The organism is Methylobacterium sp. WL9 (assembly GCF_008040035.1).
GTDB classification, from domain to species: Bacteria; Pseudomonadota; Alphaproteobacteria; order Rhizobiales; family Beijerinckiaceae; genus Methylobacterium; species Methylobacterium thuringiense.
The window spans coordinates 18,820-37,624 of record NZ_VRVE01000023.1 but is presented as its reverse complement, the minus strand read 5'-3'; the positions used below and the strand labels follow the sequence as shown (position 1 = coordinate 37,624).

The 18,805-nt window shown below is 66.9% G+C and carries 18 protein-coding genes, 2 tRNA genes and 1 pseudogene; 8 read left to right on the top strand and 13 right to left on the bottom strand.

Features of this window, described 5'->3' with window-relative positions; translation table 11 throughout:
• Window positions 1-36: 36 nt before the first annotated feature.
• The 3 genes from FV217_RS22830 to FV217_RS09790 form a co-directional block, all read right to left on the bottom strand.
• A complete protein-coding gene (locus FV217_RS22830; protein ID WP_187272508.1) occupies window positions 37-246 on the bottom strand; it encodes a hypothetical protein in 210 nt (69 codons plus the stop codon).
• On the bottom strand, window positions 246-1,367 hold the full coding sequence (ada, locus tag FV217_RS09795) for a bifunctional DNA-binding transcriptional regulator/O6-methylguanine-DNA methyltransferase Ada (protein WP_246682751.1): 1,122 nt from the start codon (window positions 1,365-1,367) through the stop codon (window positions 246-248). Before ada ends, FV217_RS22830 begins: the two co-directional genes overlap by 1 nt.
• Before the next feature lie 116 nt (window positions 1,368-1,483).
• Entirely contained in the window at window positions 1,484-2,395 is a 912-nt protein-coding gene (locus FV217_RS09790; protein WP_147817003.1) for a DNA-3-methyladenine glycosylase, read from the bottom strand.
• 191 nt (window positions 2,396-2,586) lie between these two features.
• On the opposite strand from FV217_RS09790, the gene FV217_RS09785 reads away from it, so the two are divergent.
• Together FV217_RS09785 and FV217_RS09780 are read left to right on the top strand one after the other, a co-directional pair.
• Complete coding sequence (locus tag FV217_RS09785) at window positions 2,587-3,300, top strand: hypothetical protein (RefSeq protein WP_147817002.1); 714 nt, start codon at window positions 2,587-2,589, stop codon at window positions 3,298-3,300.
• 36 nt (window positions 3,301-3,336) lie between these two features.
• Complete coding sequence (locus FV217_RS09780; RefSeq protein ID WP_147817001.1) at window positions 3,337-3,807, top strand: hypothetical protein; 471 nt, start codon at window positions 3,337-3,339, stop codon at window positions 3,805-3,807.
• A 133-nt stretch (window positions 3,808-3,940) separates the two neighbouring features.
• Here FV217_RS09780 and FV217_RS09775 read toward each other — a convergent pair whose 3' ends face one another.
• Complete coding sequence (locus tag FV217_RS09775) at window positions 3,941-4,891, bottom strand: histone deacetylase family protein (protein WP_147817000.1); 951 nt, start codon at window positions 4,889-4,891, stop codon at window positions 3,941-3,943.
• A 183-nt stretch (window positions 4,892-5,074) separates the two neighbouring features.
• Here FV217_RS09775 and FV217_RS09770 point away from each other — a divergent pair.
• Window positions 5,075-5,151, top strand: a tRNA-Met gene (locus tag FV217_RS09770).
• 66 nt (window positions 5,152-5,217) lie between these two features.
• Here the strand turns inward: FV217_RS09770 and FV217_RS09765 are convergent.
• The 4 genes from FV217_RS09765 to FV217_RS09750 are packed head-to-tail and all read right to left on the bottom strand — an operon-like array spanning window position 5,218 to window position 11,355.
• Entirely contained in the window at window positions 5,218-9,177 is a 3,960-nt protein-coding gene (locus FV217_RS09765; protein WP_147816999.1) for a glycosyltransferase, read from the bottom strand.
• The gene (locus FV217_RS09760) at window positions 9,174-9,830 is read right to left on the bottom strand and encodes an acetyltransferase (protein WP_147816998.1); all 657 of its coding nucleotides are present in this window, start codon (window positions 9,828-9,830) and stop codon (window positions 9,174-9,176) included. The genes FV217_RS09765 and FV217_RS09760 overlap by 4 nt, the downstream gene beginning before the upstream one ends.
• Window positions 9,827-10,954 carry a DegT/DnrJ/EryC1/StrS family aminotransferase gene (locus FV217_RS09755; RefSeq protein WP_147816997.1) on the bottom strand — a complete coding sequence of 376 codons (1,128 nt, stop codon included), beginning with the start codon at window positions 10,952-10,954 and terminating at the stop codon, window positions 9,827-9,829. The genes FV217_RS09760 and FV217_RS09755 overlap by 4 nt, the downstream gene beginning before the upstream one ends.
• The gene (locus tag FV217_RS09750; RefSeq protein WP_187272507.1) at window positions 10,954-11,355 is read right to left on the bottom strand and encodes an FdtA/QdtA family cupin domain-containing protein; all 402 of its coding nucleotides are present in this window, start codon (window positions 11,353-11,355) and stop codon (window positions 10,954-10,956) included. The genes FV217_RS09755 and FV217_RS09750 overlap by 1 nt, the downstream gene beginning before the upstream one ends.
• Before the next feature lie 84 nt (window positions 11,356-11,439).
• Between FV217_RS09750 and FV217_RS09745 the strand changes: the two genes are divergently transcribed.
• The gene (locus FV217_RS09745) at window positions 11,440-11,892 is read left to right on the top strand and encodes a hypothetical protein (protein ID WP_147816995.1); all 453 of its coding nucleotides are present in this window, start codon (window positions 11,440-11,442) and stop codon (window positions 11,890-11,892) included.
• Between the two features lie 194 nt (window positions 11,893-12,086).
• Here FV217_RS09745 and FV217_RS22825 read toward each other — a convergent pair whose 3' ends face one another.
• Entirely contained in the window at window positions 12,087-12,224 is a 138-nt protein-coding gene (locus tag FV217_RS22825) for a hypothetical protein (RefSeq protein ID WP_187272506.1), read from the bottom strand.
• 596 nt (window positions 12,225-12,820) lie between these two features.
• Between FV217_RS22825 and FV217_RS09740 the strand changes: the two genes are divergently transcribed.
• From FV217_RS09740 to FV217_RS23380, 4 genes and pseudogenes are all read left to right on the top strand, one after another.
• Window positions 12,821-13,177 (top strand): helix-turn-helix transcriptional regulator, encoded by a 357-nt coding sequence (locus FV217_RS09740; protein WP_147816994.1) that lies wholly within the window; start codon window positions 12,821-12,823, stop codon window positions 13,175-13,177.
• A gap of 812 nt (window positions 13,178-13,989) precedes the next feature.
• Window positions 13,990-14,529: a DNA-binding protein gene (locus FV217_RS09735; protein WP_147816993.1), complete on the top strand. Its 540-nt coding sequence runs from the start codon at window positions 13,990-13,992 to the stop codon at window positions 14,527-14,529.
• A 456-nt stretch (window positions 14,530-14,985) separates the two neighbouring features.
• Entirely contained in the window at window positions 14,986-15,183 is a 198-nt protein-coding gene (locus FV217_RS09730; RefSeq protein ID WP_147816992.1) for a hypothetical protein, read from the top strand.
• 700 nt (window positions 15,184-15,883) lie between these two features.
• A pseudogene (locus tag FV217_RS23380) lies at window positions 15,884-16,024 on the top strand (SOS response-associated peptidase); the annotation flags it as partial.
• A gap of 197 nt (window positions 16,025-16,221) precedes the next feature.
• On the opposite strand, the gene FV217_RS09720 reads toward FV217_RS23380, so the two are convergent.
• The 4 genes from FV217_RS09720 to FV217_RS09705 form a co-directional block, all read right to left on the bottom strand.
• Window positions 16,222-16,503 carry a GapR family DNA-binding domain-containing protein gene (locus FV217_RS09720; RefSeq protein WP_147816991.1) on the bottom strand — a complete coding sequence of 94 codons (282 nt, stop codon included), beginning with the start codon at window positions 16,501-16,503 and terminating at the stop codon, window positions 16,222-16,224.
• 326 nt (window positions 16,504-16,829) lie between these two features.
• Window positions 16,830-16,916, bottom strand: a tRNA-Leu gene (locus tag FV217_RS09715).
• 49 nt (window positions 16,917-16,965) lie between these two features.
• Window positions 16,966-18,156, bottom strand: coding sequence for an FAD-dependent oxidoreductase (locus FV217_RS09710; RefSeq protein ID WP_147816990.1), 1,191 nt, complete (start codon window positions 18,154-18,156; stop codon window positions 16,966-16,968).
• Between the two features lie 145 nt (window positions 18,157-18,301).
• On the bottom strand, window positions 18,302-18,568 hold the full coding sequence (locus tag FV217_RS09705) for a zinc-finger domain-containing protein (RefSeq protein WP_147816989.1): 267 nt from the start codon (window positions 18,566-18,568) through the stop codon (window positions 18,302-18,304).
• Between the last annotated feature and the right edge of the window lie 237 nt (window positions 18,569-18,805).

Sequence of the window (18,805 nt, the reverse complement as noted above, 5' to 3'; positions counted from 1 at the left end):
CAGCTTTGATTCTTGTGTGGTCACCATGCATTAACTCTAATGGTGTGCTTGGAGCGAGACTGCTGCGACCGAGGCCGCGCCCGAAGATGTCGAGGACTTGACGGGGTCGCCTGATCGCGTGGTGATGAGGGTCCGCCTCGCGGCGCAGTCGTACGCGTAGGCGCCGAAACCGATCTCGATCCGCAACTGATCGAGATCGGGGGCAGCCGATGCAGGATGGGTCGCGTACCTGCGCAGGGCGTTCATCACGTCCTGTCCCTGTCGGCGCTCTCCCGATCGATCAGATCGCGCTTGCGCGCCACCCCCCAGCGATAGCCCGAGAGCGCGCCGTCCGAGCGCACGACCCGGTGGCATGGGATCGCCAGCGCGACCGGATTGGCCCCGCAGGCCCGTGCCACGGCCCGCACCGCCGCCGGCTCGCCGATGGCGCGGGCGACGTCCGTGTAGGTCGCCGTGGTGCCCGCCGGGATCGCCCTGAGCGCTTCCCAGACCCGCTGCTGGAAGGCCGTGCCGTGGATGTCGAGCGGCAGCGCGACGCTGCGGCCCGGCGCCTCGGCGAGGCCGATCACCTGCGCCACCAGCGCCTCGAAACCGGCATCGCCCCCGGTCAGCTCGGCCTTGGGGAAGCGGTCCTGCAGCTCCCGCAGCAGGGCGTCCGGATCGTCGTCCATCATGATCGCACACACGCCCCTGTCGGTGGCGGCGACGAGGATCTGCCCGAGGGAGCACGGACCGACCGCGAATCTGATCACCGTACCTGTGCCGCCCCGGCGATAGGCGGTGGGGCTCATGCCGAGCCGCTCGCCGGCATCGGCATAGAAGCGGCTCGCGGCATTGTAGCCGGCGTCGTAGACGGCTTCCGTGACGGTGCGCGCCTCGCGCAGGCCGGCGGCGACGCGGCCGGCGCGGCGGGCGCCGGCATAGGCCTTCGGCGTCACGCCGGTGATCCGCTTGAATGTGCGGTGGAAGTGGTAGGGGCTCATGCCGGCGGCCTGAGCGAGCGTGTCGAGGGCGGGCGGCGTCTCGGCCTCCTCGATCAGCCGGCAGGCGCGCGCGACCGCCTGCGCCTGGACCTCGTCGCGCGAGGTCTCGTTCGGCCGGCAGCGCTTGCACGCCCGGAATCCCGCCGCCTCGGCATCCGCGCAGGTCGCGTAGAAGCGGACGTTCTCGCGCTTGGCGCGCTTGGCCGGGCAGCTCGGCCGGCAATAGATGCCCGTGGTCTTGACCGCGGTGACGAAGCTGCCGTCCGCGCTCTTGTCCGCCGCGCTGAAGGCGGCCCAGCGGGCCTCGTCGCTGCCGTCCGTCGCGCGGATGTCGCGCCGGGGCGGATTCTCGGGCTCGCGAACCTGCATGGCTCGGGTCGGCATGGCTCTTGTCTCCTGGCCGGCGTCGGCGACGCCCGCGATCGGCGCATCCTGGCCGAGGCCCCCGCCCCCGGCATCCCGGCTCTTGCTCGGCAATCTTCCGGTCGTCCGCACGCCTCTCATCGCCCGACCTTCGCTGCCTCCCGCTCCGCATCGCGCGCCCAGAGATGCATCGCCGCATAGGCCCGGTACGGCCGCCACACCTCCGCCCGCGCGAGAAGTTCCCGCGGTGTCGGCCGGCCGGAGCCGGCATCGAGCGCGCGCATGAGGCCGATATCGCCGGCAGGGAGCGCGTCCGCCTCCTTCAGCGCCCTCATGGCGATGTAATGCGCAGTCCAGTCGCCGATGCCGCGCAGGTTCTTCAGGCGCGCGACCGCCGCTTCCAGACCTTGTCCGACACCGAACAGATCGGGCTCGGCGATGACGGCAGCGGCCACCGCCCGGATCGCGGCTCCGCGCGCCCGCGGCATGTTCAGGACGCGCGAAACGTCGGCCTCGACCAGCGCCTCGGGCGAGGGGAAGACGTGGGTCAATCCGAAAGCGCCCTGCCCCGGCAGTGGCGCGCCGAAGGCCGCTACCAGCTTGCCCGCCAGCCGGGTCGCCGCCGTCACCGAGACCTGCTGCCCGAGGATGCCGCGCACCGCCAGCTCGAACCCGTCCCACGCCCCCGGTACGCGCAGGCCGGGCCGCGCCGCGACGAGGGCGGCGACGGCCGGGTCGGCTTCGAGCCGCACGGCGATCGCATGCGGATCGGCGTCGCAATCGAACAGGTGCCGCAGCCGCACGAGGATGGCGGGACGTTCGTCGGTGTCGGGAAACCGGATTTCCGCTGCCAGCGCCTCGCCATCTGCGGAGGGCGTCACCCTGACAGTGCCGTAGCGCCCATCGAGCGAGACCGTCCGGGCATAGACGCCCGGCTCCGTCGTCTCGACGCCGGGAATCGCACGGACGGCGAGGAAGCCATGGAGGGCCGCCCAATCGTAGGGCGCACGGTAGGGCAGTGCGATGCGGTGGGCTCGATCGGCGCTCATCGCAGCGATCTTCCGGCCGTGCTGCCCTCGAGCGCAACCCGCGAGGCCCGCAACGGTGCCGATACCACCCCCTTACGGTCGACCTAAGAGGACAGGTCGACCGTAAAGGGGTGGTATCGGGGCCTGCGCTGCGCGAGGATCGCCACCCCTGACGCACGCGGCGGATCCCGATGGCCACAGGCGATCGAAGCATGGCGCGACGCACCGTTCTCGGCGGCGGCGCAGCCGCGCTGGCGATGGGCGCTTTCCCGTTTCCGGCCGGCGCGGCTTCGCCGTCGGACGGGCTGCCGGCCTCGAAAGAGGCCACTTTCGCCACCGACATCCGCCTGCCCGGCCTGCTCCAAGCCGTCGTCGCCCGCCCGCCCCTGCCCGGCTGGCGGCTTGCCGGTTTCGACGATGCTGCGACCCGGCGCATGGATCGCGTCGTCGGCTTGATCCGGCTGGAGCCCACGTTCGCGGGCGGCATCGTCCGGCTCGGCGGCGTGGCGGTGCTCGCCCGCGACACCTGGGCGGCGCTCCGCGCCCGCGACGCGCTGCGGCCGGTCTGGGAGGAGACGGCGGAGATCGGCGGCGAACCGGCGCAATCGTTTTTCGTGCCCGAGACGGCCGAGCCGCTGATGGAGCCGCCATCCGCCACGGTCCGGGCTGGTCGCGACCGTTGCGCCGTCTGGACCCGCACGCGCGACCCGCGACGTCTTCGGCAAGAGCTCTCCGCGCTGCTCGGCCTGGCGCCCGACGCCGTCGCGCTTCACCCGACCCCGTCGGCCTGCGGGCAGGACGTCTCGAACCCTGCCTACGCCGTCGAGGCGGCCCTGCTCTCGCGGGCGATGGGCGGGGCCCCGGTTTCGCTGGCCTGGACGGCGGCGGACGACCTTCCGTTTCGCCACCGGGCCGCCTGGGCTTGACCTGCCGCCGTCCAGCCCGTGCAAGGAACGCAGACGATGCCCGACCCGGTCGACCGGCGCGCCCCGCCGAAGGCGGAAGACTTCGTCGTCGTGCCGGGGTCGGAGGGGCCGCGCCGCGACTTCCGCATCGCCGTCGGATTGCGCGAGGGCTGGGACGAGGAGGGCCGCGTCTACGACGTCTCGGAGGCGGTGCGCACGGCGCGGGCCTGGATGCGCCGCCGCGTGGCGGCAGGCCTGCCCGCCCTCTCCGGCATGTTCGGCCGCGCCGAGGTCACCTATGCCTGGATGCGCCCCGACGGCAGCGTCGGCTCGGACCGCGAGCCTGTGGCGCTGTTCACCGGCGAGGCCGTGCACGCCTATCTCGGCCACCTGCCGGATGCCGCCCTCGTCGGCATGCTCAACGAACTCGCGACCGAGCTCGGCGCGGCGCTGGGCCAGGAGCGCATCTACGTCGCGTTCGCGGATCGGACATGGATCCTCGACGCCGAGGGACGCCATGGCAGCTGAGCCCGACCCGCCGGAGATTTACCACGGCGCGTGCCGACCTTCGCCGTCGCCCGCTGCGTGCTGGCGTCGGAGCGCTTTCGGGGCCGCTTCGGCGCCTGCGTGGGGGCGAAGACGCAGGGGTTGTGAGCCGGCCCTACTTCGCGCCATCCATCAGACCGGTCACATGGACGGCCGCGCAGGCCGCAAGCGTGTCGAGCTTGTAGCCGCCCTCCAGCATCGAGACGACGCGGCCGCCGCAATGCCGATCCGCGACCGCATTGATGAGGTTCGTCGCCCAGGCGAAGTCCGCCGCCTGCAGGCGCAGCCGCCCGAGGGGATCGTCGGCATGGGCATCGAACCCGGCCGAGACCAGGATCAGGTCCGGCCGGAAATCGTGCAGCGCCGGCACGATCCTTTCGCCGAGCGCCTCGCGAAACGCATCGCTGCCGTCGCCCGCCTTCAGCGGCGCGTTGTGGATGTTGCCCACGCCACGCTCCGAGACGGCCCCAGTGCCGGGAAACCACGGCATCTGGTGGGTCGAGCCGTAGAAGAGGTTCTTGTCGCTCCAGAAAATGCGCTGCGTGCCGTTGCCATGGTGCACGTCGACGTCGACCACCGCGACGCGCTCCAGCCCGTGGCGCCTGCGCGCGTACAAGGCCGCGATGGCCACGTTCGAGAACAGGCAGAACCCCATGGCGCGGTCAGGTTCGGCATGGTGCCCGCACGGCCGCACCTGGCAGAAGGCGTTGCGCAGGCCTGAGTCCGGATCGAGCACGGCATCGACGGCGCGCAGCCCCGCGCCGACGCCCCGAAGCGCCGCCTCCCAGGTGCCGGCCGACATTACGGTATCCGGATTCAGATGCGTCGGAAGCGCCGCCGGATCGGTGGCGAGCGCCCGGAGCCGATCGCGATAGGCGGGTTTGTGCGCGAGCAGGATCTGTGCCTCGACGTCCTCGCGCAACGGCGCTTCCTCCCGCCGCAGGCCGGCGAAGGCGGGCACGGCCAGCGCCCGGTCGATCGCCTCCATCCGCGCCGGCCGCTCGGGATGGGCGGAGCCGGTATCGTGCCGGGCGAAGGCCGGATGCGTGAGCAGCAGCGTCTGCATGAAGGCCCTCGCGCGCTCCCATCCACACCCGTGGCAACGCGTCGGCCGGCTCCTCGGCGCCCATGCGCCGAGAAGACACGGCGGAGTGGCTCGGCATCCGTTGACACCGCCGAGCCGCATTCCCTATATCGCCCCTGTCCCACCGACGACCCCGTTCCGACGGGATTGCCGGGCGCGGCGCGTGGCGGGGTAGCTCAGTTGGTTAGAGCAGAGGAATCATAATCCTTGTGTCGGGAGTTCAAATCTCTCCCTCGCTACCACTCATATCGATGACGTAAGCGATTGCAGCCCTGGCCTCGGCCGGGGGTTTTTGCTGTACAGAGCCGTCAGGTTTCCCCGCCGTTCGACGAGAGCCTTCTGGCATCGGCAAGCTCCGCCAGGAGGCGTGTGGAGAGGAACGGCTGTTCGCGGTTGCTCAGTAGGTTCGGACTCTGGAAGCCGAACTGCGGTAGGGCATCACGGTAGCGGTCCCGGACCTGATCCCGTTCGCGGTGGAATCGGATGTTGTCCTGGGGCGAGGCATCGAAAGCCCTGGTTGCTCCTTCGTGGTGGTAGAGTTCGGCGTGGGGCGTCCAGACGGTGCGGTAGCCCTTGTCACGGGTCCGCAGGCAGAACTCCACGTCGCTCCAGGCGACCCGCAAGCTCTCGTCGAGGCCGCCGAGTTCGTTGAATAGGCTTCGGCGGAAGGCCATGCAGGCCCCTGTCACCGCCGACACGGTGCGGACGATGCGAAGCTGGTCGAGGTAGCCCGGCTCGCAGCGCGGCGCACCGGTCCAGACGTGTCGCGAAGTCCCGTCGGACGCCATCTCGATCCCGGCATGCTGCACCCGATCGTCGGGATAAAACAGCTTTGCGCCGACAACCCCCACGTCGGGACGTAGCGCTTGGGACACGAGTTCGTAGAGCCAGTCCGCATCGATCACGGCGGTGTCGTTGTTGAGCAGCACCAGCACGTCGCCGTCCGTGCTGGCCGCGCCGAAATTGTTGATTTTCGCCCAGTTGAACACCCCCGGACAGGCGACCGAGCGGAATCGAGGGTCCGAGGCGGCACTCGCCAGGAGCGACCGCATTTCTGGATCGGAACTTTCGTTGTCGACCACGAGCACCTCGAAACGCGAATAGTGCGTTCGCGAGAGCAGACTGTCGAGGCAGGGCCGCAGCAGGTCGAGCCGGTCCCGGGTCGGCACGATGATGGACGCCTTCGCGTTCCGGCTCGGGTAGCGGCACCGCAGGATGCCGGGTGCGGAGAGCGCCACCTCGACAGTCGAATTCCGGTCGGTCTCAGCCAGGAATCGCTGGACCACCGCGTGCATCATCTCGGACAAGGCCGTGAGATCGCGCGAATAGGCTTCCCGCCGGTGAGCCACGACCCAGTGCGCGTTCCCGATGCGGGCTGCGTCCAGGCGATGGCCGAGGCGCAGCAGCAAATTCCACTGCAGCAGCCGGCAGGCATGTCCGACGACCGACGGCCCGCGCCAGCCGCCGCAGGCCTCGATCAGGCTGGACCGGAACAGGATCAGCGCCGAGGGCGGGCGGGCGAGGCAGGCATCGGGGTCCCAGCGGCCGTTGAAGCTCGGATCGTGCAGGTGGCCACCAGCAGACCGGACATCCTCGTCGCAGACGAGGATGTCGACCTGCGCGAGCAGGGGAAGCGTCCTGGCGATCCTCCCGGTCGGCACGAGGTCGCCGTGATCGATGACACAGGTGAAGCTTCCCCGGCAGCGCCGTTGGGATTGGCCGACTGCATCCGCGGCCGTCCGCGCGTTCCAGGCGCCGACCACCGGCAAAACCGGATCGGGCTGGCCCCTCGCCATGCCGAGACAGAACTGCGTGCTGGCGGCGCTGGTCGGAGCGAGAACGACCTGACCGAAAGCCGCGATCTCCTGCGCGAATTCCAGCAATCCGGCGCGCTCGGCCTGATCGAGTGGCCTGTCGATCACGATGATCACCGAGATGGACTCGTCGTGAGCCATATCGCTCGGCCGCGCCGGCGGGACGCCGTTCAAGCGCTCGCGCTCGTCCTCCCACCAAGCGTAAAGGTGAGGCGTACTCGCCGGCACGCCATCCGGGTAGACCGCCGCTAGCACGGAATGCCGCTCCGCCACCTCGGGCGAGCGGATCAGTTCGACGGCCAGATCGACCAGCGGAAGACCGCGCTCCCGTGCATCCGGCAGACGGCCGGCCGCCTGCCGGCACAGGATATCCGCACCGTCCCCCGTGCCTTTCCGCGCCTCGAACTCGGGCGAACGAAGGAAGTCCGCCACGAGCGATCCGAGGCCGCGTCCTCGGGCGAGGTCATCGTGGCAGGCTCTGAGTCCGCCCGGATCAGCATCGCGCCCCATGACGACCCGATAGAGCAGGGCCGGATCGGTGAACGACCTGCACTCGGCCGCATTAGCCGGATAGGCGAAGCCCAGCGTCGCCCGCGCGCCGAGATCCGCGATCACGCGATCCCGCATCGTCAGCGCGCGCAGGCCGAAGGCGTCGATCTCGCCGGCATCGACGCGGAGCCGGTCGAAATCTTCTTGCCGCTGCGCGGTCTCGTAGAGGATCTCCAGGGCGAAGTGATTGTATTCGACGCGGGGGCTCCGCCGCGCGAGTTCCGCGATCCGCACAGGCACCGGCATGTCTGGCGGGAAGGCTTCGCCGCTTCCTCCGCCCGGATCCGGGCCGAACACCTCGTCGAAGGTGGCGGCGTCGAGTCGGGCGAAGTGCCGCAGCAGCTTCGTCATCTCGAAGGCCGAGCGAAGATGCGTGTCCGTCCGGGGCGCGCTCATATTGGCATCGCCCGCGCGGATACGGAAGGCCGTCAGTTCTTCATCGAGTACGTGGATTGTGTGGCCCGCAATCAGCATGCGGATCCACATGTCGAGATCCTGATAGTTCGTCAGGCGTGGGTCGTAGACGCCGACTGCCGCATAGGCCTCGCGCCGGATCATGGCGGTCGGCGCGCACAGGCAATTGCCCTCGAAGAAGAACTGCCTCAACCAGCTGCGGCGCGAGAAGTCCCCGAGCTGAAGCGGTCGGCGAAAGTCGTTGTAGGCGACCGTCGGATCCCCCGCCTCGTCGACGGGCTGCGGCAGGCCGAAGACCAGGGAGACGTGCGGTTTCTCGTCGAGAAACGTCACCTGACGAGCCAGCCTTCCCGGAACGGCCCAGTCGTCGGAATTGAGGATCGCAAGATAGCGCCCGCGCGCCCGAGCGATCGTTGCGTTCATCGCGCCGGAGATGCCCAGATTGGCCGGTAATACCTCGAGGCGGATGCGCGGATCGTCGAAGCCGCGCACGATCTCGGCCGTGGCGTCGCGCGAGGCGTCATCGGTGACCACGATCTCAAAATCCTGAAAGGATTGGTCGAGCACGCTCGCGATCGTCTGCGCGACGTAGGGCGCGTGATTGTAGCTCTTGACGAGGACCGAAACGGTCGGCGCATCCGCTGTCCGGACCGGATACGATGCCGCCGATGTCACGCGCGAGCATTCGCCGCGAGCCTCCCACCAGAGCGGTCCAACGCAGGCCCGGTCGGGTGCGAAGCCGTCACGCGCGAGATCCGACGATTCTCGCTCCATCTCGTCCCAGAAGGTGCGCAGCCGCCCGCGGCCCCAGAGGTAGTGCTGGCCGTAGCCTTGGGCGACATCGGTGGTGCCCAGGCGCAGGGCCTGCGCTGCCTCTCTCTCGGCATTTCGCTCGAAGCCGAGATGCTTGTAATGCCACAGCATCATGGCGTCGCGCGCCGGCAGGCGCAAATCGCCGACCGGCTCGGCGGCGTGGCGCCCGGGGCCGAACCCGCTCTCGCGGACGGCGTCGGGATCGAAGAGGCTGAGCTTGTTGAACGCGATCCGCGGCCGCCCGCGGGTCACGCGCTCGGTCAGCAGGCCATGGTCCTCCGGCATCACCGGATGGTTCATGTCGAAGCCGAGGGCCGGGACAAGCGTCACCCCCCGCCGCTTCTGCTCGGCTAGGTACTCCGCCATCGCCCGCCCGCGGACGTGCAAATGCTCGTCGATGGCCGTGACGACAACCCAGTCCGCCCTGCTCCGGCTCTCCTTCCAGGCCTCGTCCTGGATGGCCTTGTGCGACAGCACGAAGGAGGCGGCATCGATCCGGTCGAAATCGCGCAGTTCGACCTTCGGATGCGCCGTCAGGATCTCGCGGGAGCCGTCCGTCGAGCCGTCGTCGTAGACGACGTAGCGGTCGACGAAAGCGTCGTAGTGCCGGAAGAAAAAGCCGAGCATGTCGGCTTCGTCCCAGCAGACCGTGTAGAGATGGACGACGGGCTTCGTCACGGAACGGGCAAGCCCTTGTAGCCGCCGATGTCACGGCGCACGATGCGTGCGGGATTGCCGAGGACGACGCAGCCATCCGGTACGTCACGGGTCACCACGGAGCCCGCGCCGACGACGGCGTTCCGGCCGATGCTTCGTTCCGGCAGGATGGTCGCGCCCGCACCGATCACAGCACCCGTCGCGACGCGGACCTGTCCCGCTATGACGACGCCCGGTCCGACCGACACGAAGTCTCCGAACTGCGCGTGATGGCCGATGCTGGCGCCACGATTGATGAAGGTGAAGATACCGAACCGCGAACTGCCGCCAAGGCTGCAGCCGGCGTTCACGTAACTGCCGGGGCCGAGGTCCAGCCGGCGCGGTGCGGCGACGCTCGGATCGATGAGGGTGAATGCTTCGCCGAAACCGGCCGCGGCGGCCTCTCGCGCGGCCGTATGGCGATGGGCCGGTGTGAAGAGCGGAACCAGGAACGGCACGGCCTTGAGGCTCGGATCGAGGTCGTCCGTCGTCAGGTGACGCAGATCATCGGGCAGGTAGCAGATGCCGGGGCGGTTGCGCACGCCGGCTTCGACCCGCAAGCCGGCCCGATGCAGGCTTTCGTCTACGTCGAGCAGCACCGGCGAGCCGGTCCCGAACAGGATCACGCCGCTCACCGTGCCGCGTCCTTCTGAGGACCGAAACGACGAACCGCCTCCGCGATGCGCTCGACGTTCCCCGAGGCGATCTCGGGCTGGATCGGCAGGCTGAGAAGCCGCGCGGAGAGAGAGTCGGTGATCGGCAGGGCGCAAGACGCCTGCGTTGCGAATGCGGGATGTCGCTGCAGTGGCGGATTGTAGTGAACGGCGGTTCCGATGCCGTCATCGGCCAAGTGTCGCGCCAATGCGTTCCGCTGCGGATGGGTGATCGCAAACTGGTGATAGACGCAGCCGGGATCGTCGGATGACATGTCGGCGCCGCAAGACGCAAGCATGGTCCGATATTGCGCTGCGATCTCTCGACGGTCTGCGTTGTACTTGTCCAGATGCTCGAGCAGCACGAGAAGGACGGCGGCTTGAACCTCGTCGAGGCGCGAATTGAAGCCGAGGCGCTGGCTGATCCGGGAATCGGCGCTCCAGCCATAGGCCCGAAGGGAGCGCACGCGCTCTGCCAGGGAGGGATCGTCGGTGATCACGGCTCCCCCGTCGCCAAGTGCGCCGAGATTCTTTGTGGGATAGAACGAGAAGGCCGCGGCGTGACCGAAGGTGCCGAGCCGTCGTCCGGCGAGCGATGCGCCATGGCATTGGGCGCAGTCCTCGATCAGGGCGAGGCCATGGCGGTCTGCAAGGCTGTGAAGCCGCATCACATCGGCGGCGCGACCATACAGATGCACCGGGACGATCGCGACCGTACGGGAGCTGATCGCGGCTTCCGCGGCTGCAGGGTCCATGCAGAAGGTCACGGGATCGACATCGACGAATCGTGGTGTTGCGCCGCAATGAAGGATCGCCTGCCCTGTGCCTGCGGCCGTCAGGGCAACGGTGATGACCTCGTCGCCAGGTTTGACGCCCGATGCGCGCAGGGCGAGCGCCAGAGCATCGGTACCCGAGTTCACGCCGACGCACTGCGAAGCGCCGATGTAGCCGGCAAAGGCTTGCTCGAATGCGCTCACCTTAGGACCGAGCACGAGACTGCCGCTCTTGGCGACCTCATGGATCGCATCCGCAATGCTCGGCCAGAACCTTGCAATTCTCCTGGCGGGGTCGGCTTGTGGGATCGGCGCGTCGGCGTAATGCGACATTATTTGTTCATAATTCCTGATCTGGCGCTTGCATAATATTTCGTCTCGGAGAACAGCTCCGACGCCAAGACTAGTAGAACAGTATTAGAAGTATTTCCTGTCATCCGGATCCACAATCCCGGCTTAAGCCACAGGGCTTGTCTGTCGGAGTGCAATTCAATTGTCGCCTGATGGAAACCGTCGTCAATGTCGATCGACACCATGCCATGAAGCACGACGATCATCTGTTCGGACGAGCAAGCGTGTTCCGCTCTGGGAATCCCTGGCGAGGGCATCTTGATGAAGAAAAACCTTCGCGCTTCGAACGGCATGTTCGTAACGTCATCAAAAGCGGTCAGCGAGCCGCGCTTATCTTCGTGGCTCGTCAAATCATAAAAACGAGCTCCGCTCGGTAACTTCATCGTTTTTCCGCAGGCTTGCATTTCGTGCGGGGGGGGCTCTGGGTTTGGGGTAGCGCTTATTAGAATTTACGATTGTCACGAAGCTTGCGCAATACGTTTGGCAACGTGCTCGCAAGCGCCGCCGACCTTGGTAGTATGGCAATTTTTATGGGATCATTTGGTATTTTTATTGCTGAATCATCCCAATTTTATCTGTCTTCTATACCAGACGGTGACGAATATCTCTTGTCGTCATCTTCTCGCGCGACGGCGCGGCCGGTTTCGTCCACCGAACGCATTGATCCCGACCACCGGTCGGGATCAATGCGCGCCCGTATTTGTGAGCCGGCTGTGAAAACGGGATGTGTCGGGGGTGCTGATCGGCAAGGACGTTCGAACGGGGAGGAAGCGATGTGGTCCCGGCTCAGCGCTGGCTCGGCCCTTTCGACGGTCATGGCCGGCGACCTGTCGGTCATCGCAGGCGATTCGATCGACGGCGCTAGCCATGAGGGGGCAGTAGCGGAACTGTTCCGTCGGGCCCGACGGCTCGGCACCTGAATGCTGCTGCCAAATTCGCCTGCGGCGTGCCTTGACCAAAGTCGTGCATCGGATGCGCACGATCCCGAAGCGCCGTCCAATGCGCGGCGTCATAGACCATATGCCGGTGCGCCATCAGAAAGAGATGGACGAAGCAATCGCCTGAGAGCGTATCATGTGACGACGAGCTGGTATCCTCTTTGTTGGAGGATACGCTAAGCCGGCTCGATCCATCGGAGTACGGCCGCAAGGCGCTCCGCCTGCGGCCGGGTCAGTCCCGAGGAGACGGTGTCGCCGTTGCGGAGGATCATGCAGGTGCCGTCGTCGGCCACTCGGATCTTGATCGAAGCCATGACGCGAACCCCCTGGCCGCTTCGCGACCGTTGGGCTGAAGCTTAACCGTTTCTGAATGGGAGGCCAGCCCAAGCGTGGCCATATTCGCTCTCGGTCCCGGGATTCTTGGGAGCGCAGGCTTCGGGCTGCATGCTGGCCGCCGCCGGTCTTCCGTCGATGGCGCGGTCGTTTCGACTGTGGATTCCGTCGCCGGGCCCGGCCTTGCGCGGCCGTGTCCCACCGGTGACGGGTGCGGTGCTCCGACGTCACCGGTCGTCTCACGCCTGCTGCGCCGGAACCCGGTGAATCGCCCGAATTCCGCGCCATGCCGGCGCTGCCTGCGTCTTCGCCCCGCCGGGAGGGATGCCCCTGCCCGGCCCCATCTGGCTCGGGCCACATGGCCGGCGTTGCCGACGTCATGGCGGAGACGGAATCCTGATCGAATCATGCGAATGCCTGGGTGGCGGTCCGATCCCAGGGGCTTGATTGTCCTTTTTCAGTCGTTGGCCGCCGCCACCCGAGGACACGCGCTCCGGAAAACGAAAAAAGGATTGCTCACGGGAATGTGAAAAGCCGATAGGACTATGCGGGAGCAGCAGCCTGGGACGCCGGACGCATGAAGGAAGTGACCGATACCGACCGCGCGATCGGCGAACGGATCACCGCGGCCCGGAAGATCGCGGGCATCTCGCAGACCACCCTTGCGAATGCGATCGGCGTGACCTTCCAGCAGGTCCAGAAATACGAGAAGGGGCTTAACCGCATCTCGGCCGGCAAGATCGTCGAGATCGCCAAGCTGCTCGGGATCAGCCATTCCGAACTGCTCGGCTCGCCGGACGATGCATCGGGGCTGCCCTCATTGTCGCGGGCGGCGGTCACCCTGGCTCAGGCCTTCGACCGTCTTCCCGAGAGTGCGAGTAAAACACAGTTGCGCCGGTTCGTCATCGCGCTGTCTGAAGATTTCGATAAGTAAAGCGGCGCCCGTCGAATTTTCAATCCCACGCCTTCGGATCGACCTTGCGATCGGCAGTGTCATGTCCCGACCTACCGGTCCGCCCCATCGCAATCCTGATGCTTCGCCGCCGCACGATTTGAGCATTTGATTGAGTTTTTAGTCTAGTACAATTATCTGCTAGATAATTTCGACGCGTTCTTGAGTCGTAATTAAATATAATAATGAATTTATACATTGTATTAATGAAAGTTGAATGAAAATATTCTGCAAAATGTGTCGAGTGAGCTTTGGATGATTGCGGCTCTGCGCAATCCTGCCCTGCTACCGGGAGCGATAACGCAGGCGGTTTTTCGATCGGTGCCGGGCCGGCCATGGCCTCGGCCTCCGTAAGCCTGCTGCGTCGTCGCCGAGCACTGGGATCGGGCTCCTTGCACGCGCTCCACCCGCCCATTCCATGCCCGCGGGACAGCGGATCCGATGAGGCTGTCGACGTTTCGACCCTGTGCCTTGCCGCGGATGCCATCGGTCGCTCGCGGGCGACACAGGACGTGGGCGACCTTGTCTGGACGAGGCACGGAGGCCATGGAGGACGAGGCGGCGTCTCGACCGTCGGCCGGCGAGGGCATGTACGGTTGCACGGCCCTGCGCGGCGTTCCGAAGTGTTGAACGTGAGCGCCGTTTTACGACCGCATGAAGGTTCGATTGGGCGCAGCCGGATCGAAAGTGGAAACGCAATCGCAACCGTTACTCGACAAACTGTCGCCGATTAGCCATGTGACTGTTCGGTGCGTCATCACGCGCCGGCCAATCTCAAAGACATTAGGGAAAGCATGACTCGCAATCGCGAGCGGCGGTCGTTCACCGTCGCAGCCAAGTCGAGCGGCCATCAAGGCTTCGTCTCCATTCCCGCCAAAGCGCCGCGGGTGCCGCAAGCCGCGGCCCGCAAGCCCGTGGCGCTCGATCCATGGGCCGTGCCGTCCGAGGCCGCGTTCGCATCTGTTCCGTCGGCTCCGGCCGATGCCGAGCCCCGGCGCATCCTGCCGAATCTGATCGCCTGGGAAGCTCCGCCTCCGGAGCCCGAGCCAGACGTCGCTCCGGAGCCGCCGCTCCCTCGAGTCCGGCGCGTCACGCCGCAGGGTATGATCGAGGGTGCTCCGCGCCCGAGGGGACGGCCGCGAAAGGTTCCGCTGCCCGTCGAGCCGCCGGCCCCCGTCATCCGTACGCCGGAGCCTGCTCCCGTTCTCGCCGCGCCCAGTGTCGCGCCACGGGCGCCGGCACCCGTGGCCGCCCCGCGCCGGGACCGGCCCGAGAGCCAGAATCTGCGTCTCGGCGAGCGCTGGAAACGCCGCCTCCCGCGCTCCTGCTGGTAGCCGCAGGCACTCCCTTCGGGATCGTCGGTGTTGGTGCGGACTGCGGGAGACCGCGTGTACCGCCCCAGTCCGTTGAGAACGTTGGCGTTCTCCGAGCGCTATCGAAGGGCTTTCTAGCGGGCGGCGAGGGCCGTTCGATGCGCCGAAGCATGCCTATGCGAGCGACTGCTCATCGTCGCTGAAATCCGTTGCGTGTTTATCGGTTGAAGAAAGCCGTTCGCAGACCTCGGCAAACCGTCTGAGTTGTTCCTCGGGCGTCAGTGTGGTGCCCCGGTCTCCGGTGCCTCCACGGATCGTCGCCAGCCCTACCGCTTTCAGCATAAGCCGAATCATCTTCCGAGCCTCCGCGAGTTCGCGTGGACCTTGCGTCGGTAACCGTTAACGATAGCGGCATGGGACGCGCCCGTTTTCATTGGCTATGGCGAGAGCAATCTACCGAAGAGTGAGACAACGACCGTGTTTCAGGTGAAGGGCATCGATCCGACCGGTCGCAGCGTGACATTCGCTTGCGGCACCGACGAGCAGGCAATGGAACGGACGTGGGACCTGGCTCGGCGTGGCTTCCGGGACGTCACGGTGGTCGATTTGAAGGGCAAGGAAACATCCGCTGCCGCCTTCGAGCAATCGCTGGACATCGATTGGATGACTGACTGAGGTCGCGTGTGCGGCTCATTGGTCATGGACGGCCCGACATCCGCTATCCGCCCTTCCTGATTGAAGGCGGCAACCTGTAGGGCGGGGCCGGCAGGTCGCGCGCGATCACAAAGGACGATGTTGCTCGAAAGTGGGCAGTCTCATTCGGACGTTGTCATCACGGATGAACGATCCAGGGCAGGCTCGTGGGTCTCACGGCTTCGCTCGCTGCAGCATGGCCTCGTAGCACCTCATCCTGTTTTCTCGGCGGGGACTCGCGCGTTCTGTAAGGTCGATGCCCGCACACATTTTTCCGGCAAAACAAGGCGTCGCTTAGTCGTGCGAGAGCGGACAAACTCCGTGCGCTACCCGAGGCGATGGGGCCTGCCTTTAGGTGCTCAGCTGCTCTACGCGACGCTCACACCACTCGGCCTGTTCCGCACAGGCCCGAGCCGCTTGGGCATTGCCGTCGCGTTTCCAATGGCGTTCCGCAAGACGCCAGTGCACTGCGAGGCGCTGGCAGGATTGGAGAATTTCGACTCGGCTCATCGCACTGCAACGAACTAGGCTGCAATTGTTTCCGATGCGGAGCTATCTCGCCTGTGAACAGGCTCAGCCCTAACGAATAATGCAGGGTGCCCTCCGCGATCGACCGAACCATCCTTGCCGTAGCGTGTTCTTCTTTTGTTCCAATCTGGATCGAGAGATGCGCTGTGCCGAGTACCGCCCCTGCCTGGAAGGATGCCTCTGCCTCGTGCCCGTATCGTCTTTCAGCGAGTACGCGGACACGAAGCCGAAGAAGACGCCCGTTTGGTTCTCTCTGAACGATGTTCGTCCGTTGTTCGCCTCCGCGGGTATCTGGAACGGCCGTTGGCTGATGAGATGATGAAGGAGGTCGCTAGAGCGCTTTCCGACCGAGTGGATGCCGGTCGGTCGTAAGAAAGCGCGTCATAACAATAGCCTAGAGCCGCCGGCCTGATGCAATCAGGTCGGATACGGCTCTAGGGGCGAGCAAAGGGGCGGCGACTGAATACTCGCCTGCCCCTCCCGGCAAAGCCTTTAAGCGGCCTCGGCCATTGGTGCAGGGGCCGGCGCATCCATCGCACGCAGATAGACCTCTAGTAGAGTCTCCTGCTCGTCGCGCTCATCCTTGTCCTGCTTGCGCAGCTTGAGGATTTCCTTGAGCACCTTCACGTCCAGGCCCTCACTTTTGGCCTCGGCGAAGATCTCCTTTTTCCCTTCCATCAGGTCCTTTATTTCCTCCTCGACGCGTTCGATGCGCTCGATGATGGTACGGATGCGCTCGCCCGCGACGCCTACCGTGTCGATGCTATCGGCCATGCCCTGCCCTCTGTTGGTTCGGGTCGGCAACGTCGCGGTTCGAGGTAAGCGGAGGGTTAAAGCCCCGTCGCCATTTGGCTCGGTCACTCGCCCTCTAACACATACCTCGGGAACAGCTTCAGTTCCTCGGCCGTGTCCTCCACAACCGGTGTCTCGTACCCATTGCTAACGTTATCGGATGTCCCTCGGGATGCCCTTGCGGACGAACCAATCCCCATTCGGGGCACGACTTCACGACGTCATCGGAATGGCCATTTGTCGCGAGGGGCGCCGAAAAACACCTGCGTGCCAGGATCCTGCTGGCGCTGTTCGCGATTTCAAGAGATTGGTGCGGACGGCGGGACTCGAACCCGCACGGCCTTGCGGCCGCAAGATTTTAAGTCTCGTGCGTCTACCGGTTCCGCCACGTCCGCGCATCGAGAGCGGTAGCGTCGGCGCGGCGCCAGATCAAGCTGGGAACGGTCAGGCTGTGTCGGGCGTCCAGCCGTAGAGCCAGGCGTAACGCCGGCTCATGCCGGCCGGGCCTAGGCGGCCGAGCACCGCGTTGCGAGCGAGGCCGACGAGCGGGCCGGCATGGTAGGTGCGGCCATTGGACTGCGCCGCCTTCCAGACCCGGCGAACCCGGGCCGAGCGTTCCCTGCCATAGGCGTCGAGCGCGTCCGGCACCTCTCCTGCAGCGCCCAGGCAGCGGGTGAGTACGGCCGCATCCTCGATCGCCATGGCGGCGCCCTGCGCCAGGAACGGCAGAACGGGGTGGGCGGCGTCGCCGAGCAGCGCCAGCCGGCCCGAGGCCATCGGGCGCGCCGCCGGGCGGTCGACGAGGGACCAGACCATCCAGGTGTCCGGCACGGTGAGCAACGCCAGGAGCGGCCCGGCCGCATCGCGAAAATGGTCGCGCAGGACGGCGGGGTCGCCGAGCCGCCCCCAATCGTCGTCGCCCTCGCGCTCGGGCACGATCGCGACGACGTTGAGCCGCTGGCCCGCTCCGATCGGGTAGTGCACGACATGGCGGCCGCCCCCGAGCCAGAGGCCGGTCTCCTCGCCCTGGAATTCGGGCGGAGCCGCCTCGCGCAGGATCGTCGCCCGCCAGGCGGCCTGACGATGCGTCTGGAGCGGGCGGGTGTCGAAGCGCTCGCGCAGGGTCGAGCGGACGCCGTCGGCCCCGATGGCGAGATCGGCCGCGAGCGTGTCGCTGCGCCCGCCGGCGACGCTCTCCAGGCTCAGCCTGACGTCATCGTCCGTCTCCGCGACCGCGACGACCTCCCGGCCGACGACGAGACGGATGCCGGGGCGTCCGCGCACGGCGTCGAGCAGCAGCGTCTGCAGGTCGGCCCGGTGGATGACGTAGTAAGGCGCGCCGTGCCGATCGCGGATCGCCGAGCCGAGCTCGATGCCGCCGAGCTTGCGCCCGCTGGCCAGCGCCCGGATCGCCACCCCCGGCGGCTCGTTGGCGGCGCGGCGCAGGGCCGGCCCGAGGCCCAGTTCGATCAGGATCCGGCTGGCATTCGGCGAGATCTGCAGGCCCGCTCCCACTTCCGAGAAGCCGGTTCGGCGTTCGATCAGGGTGACCGAGTGCCCTGCCCCGCTCAGGGCCAGCGCAGCCGTCAGACCGCCGATGCCGGCCCCGACGATGGCGATGGAGAGAGGCTTCACGACGGGGCTTTCCTATCGGCGGATCTCGAGACCGACGTCTCGAGATCGATCCGCCGCATCAGCGGCGACGCGCAGTCGCGCTTGCTCAACGGCCGCTTGCCGAACGGCCGATCGCTGGAAGAGTCGAACGTCACGTCCGTCGGTATCACTCGGCCGCGGCTCTCGCTTGCGGTGCGTCGTCGTTCCAGACGCAGGAGGCGGGCTCCGCCCCGTCCGGCTTCAGCTTGGGATCGTGCACGTACAGCGTCGAGCAGTACTGGCAGATGATCTCGTCGCCCCCGCCCATGTCGAGGAAGACGTGCGGGTGGTCGAAGGGCGGCAGCGCCCCGATGCACATGAATTCGCGTGCCCCGACCCGGACTCGCGCCACGCCGGCCTGATTGTGGAAATGAGGGACCGCCTTGTCCGCCATCGCGTCGTCCTGCTCTCGGGGCGGGGGCTCGCAGGAACCGCGGACCCCCGCGAACCGTCGGGATGAAGGTGCACGGGTCTAGCCCGTCGCCGGCCGCACGCCTAGGGGCGAGTGGTGAAACGGGACGGCGGCGAGACCTGCCCCTCGCTGTCCACCTGAGCACGAGCGCAACGAAAAAGCCCCCGGATCGGCGAGCGACCCGGGGGCTTCGTGGCGATGGGTCCCGAGGGACCGGGT

What these genes read in the sequence shown, in the direction of transcription:
- FV217_RS22830 (WP_187272508.1), bottom strand. Translation starts at nt 246, where the DNA reads ATGAACGCCCTGCGCAGGTACGCGACCCATCCTGCATCGGCTGCCCCC.
- ada (WP_246682751.1), bottom strand. Translation starts at nt 1,367, where the DNA reads ATGCCGACCCGAGCCATGCAGGTTCGCGAGCCCGAGAATCCGCCCCGG.
- FV217_RS09790 (WP_147817003.1), bottom strand. Translation starts at nt 2,395, where the DNA reads ATGAGCGCCGATCGAGCCCACCGCATCGCACTGCCCTACCGTGCGCCC.
- FV217_RS09785 (WP_147817002.1), top strand. Translation starts at nt 2,587, where the DNA reads ATGGCGCGACGCACCGTTCTCGGCGGCGGCGCAGCCGCGCTGGCGATG.
- FV217_RS09780 (WP_147817001.1), top strand. Translation starts at nt 3,337, where the DNA reads ATGCCCGACCCGGTCGACCGGCGCGCCCCGCCGAAGGCGGAAGACTTC.
- FV217_RS09775 (WP_147817000.1), bottom strand. Translation starts at nt 4,891, where the DNA reads ATGCAGACGCTGCTGCTCACGCATCCGGCCTTCGCCCGGCACGATACC.
- FV217_RS09755 (WP_147816997.1), bottom strand. Translation starts at nt 10,954, where the DNA reads ATGTCGCATTACGCCGACGCGCCGATCCCACAAGCCGACCCCGCCAGG.
- FV217_RS09750 (WP_187272507.1), bottom strand. Translation starts at nt 11,355, where the DNA reads ATGAAGTTACCGAGCGGAGCTCGTTTTTATGATTTGACGAGCCACGAA.
- FV217_RS22825 (WP_187272506.1), bottom strand. Translation starts at nt 12,224, where the DNA reads ATGGCTTCGATCAAGATCCGAGTGGCCGACGACGGCACCTGCATGATC.
- FV217_RS09740 (WP_147816994.1), top strand. Translation starts at nt 12,821, where the DNA reads ATGAAGGAAGTGACCGATACCGACCGCGCGATCGGCGAACGGATCACC.
- FV217_RS09735 (WP_147816993.1), top strand. Translation starts at nt 13,990, where the DNA reads ATGACTCGCAATCGCGAGCGGCGGTCGTTCACCGTCGCAGCCAAGTCG.
- FV217_RS09720 (WP_147816991.1), bottom strand. Translation starts at nt 16,503, where the DNA reads ATGGCCGATAGCATCGACACGGTAGGCGTCGCGGGCGAGCGCATCCGT.
- FV217_RS09705 (WP_147816989.1), bottom strand. Translation starts at nt 18,568, where the DNA reads ATGGCGGACAAGGCGGTCCCTCATTTCCACAATCAGGCCGGCGTGGCG.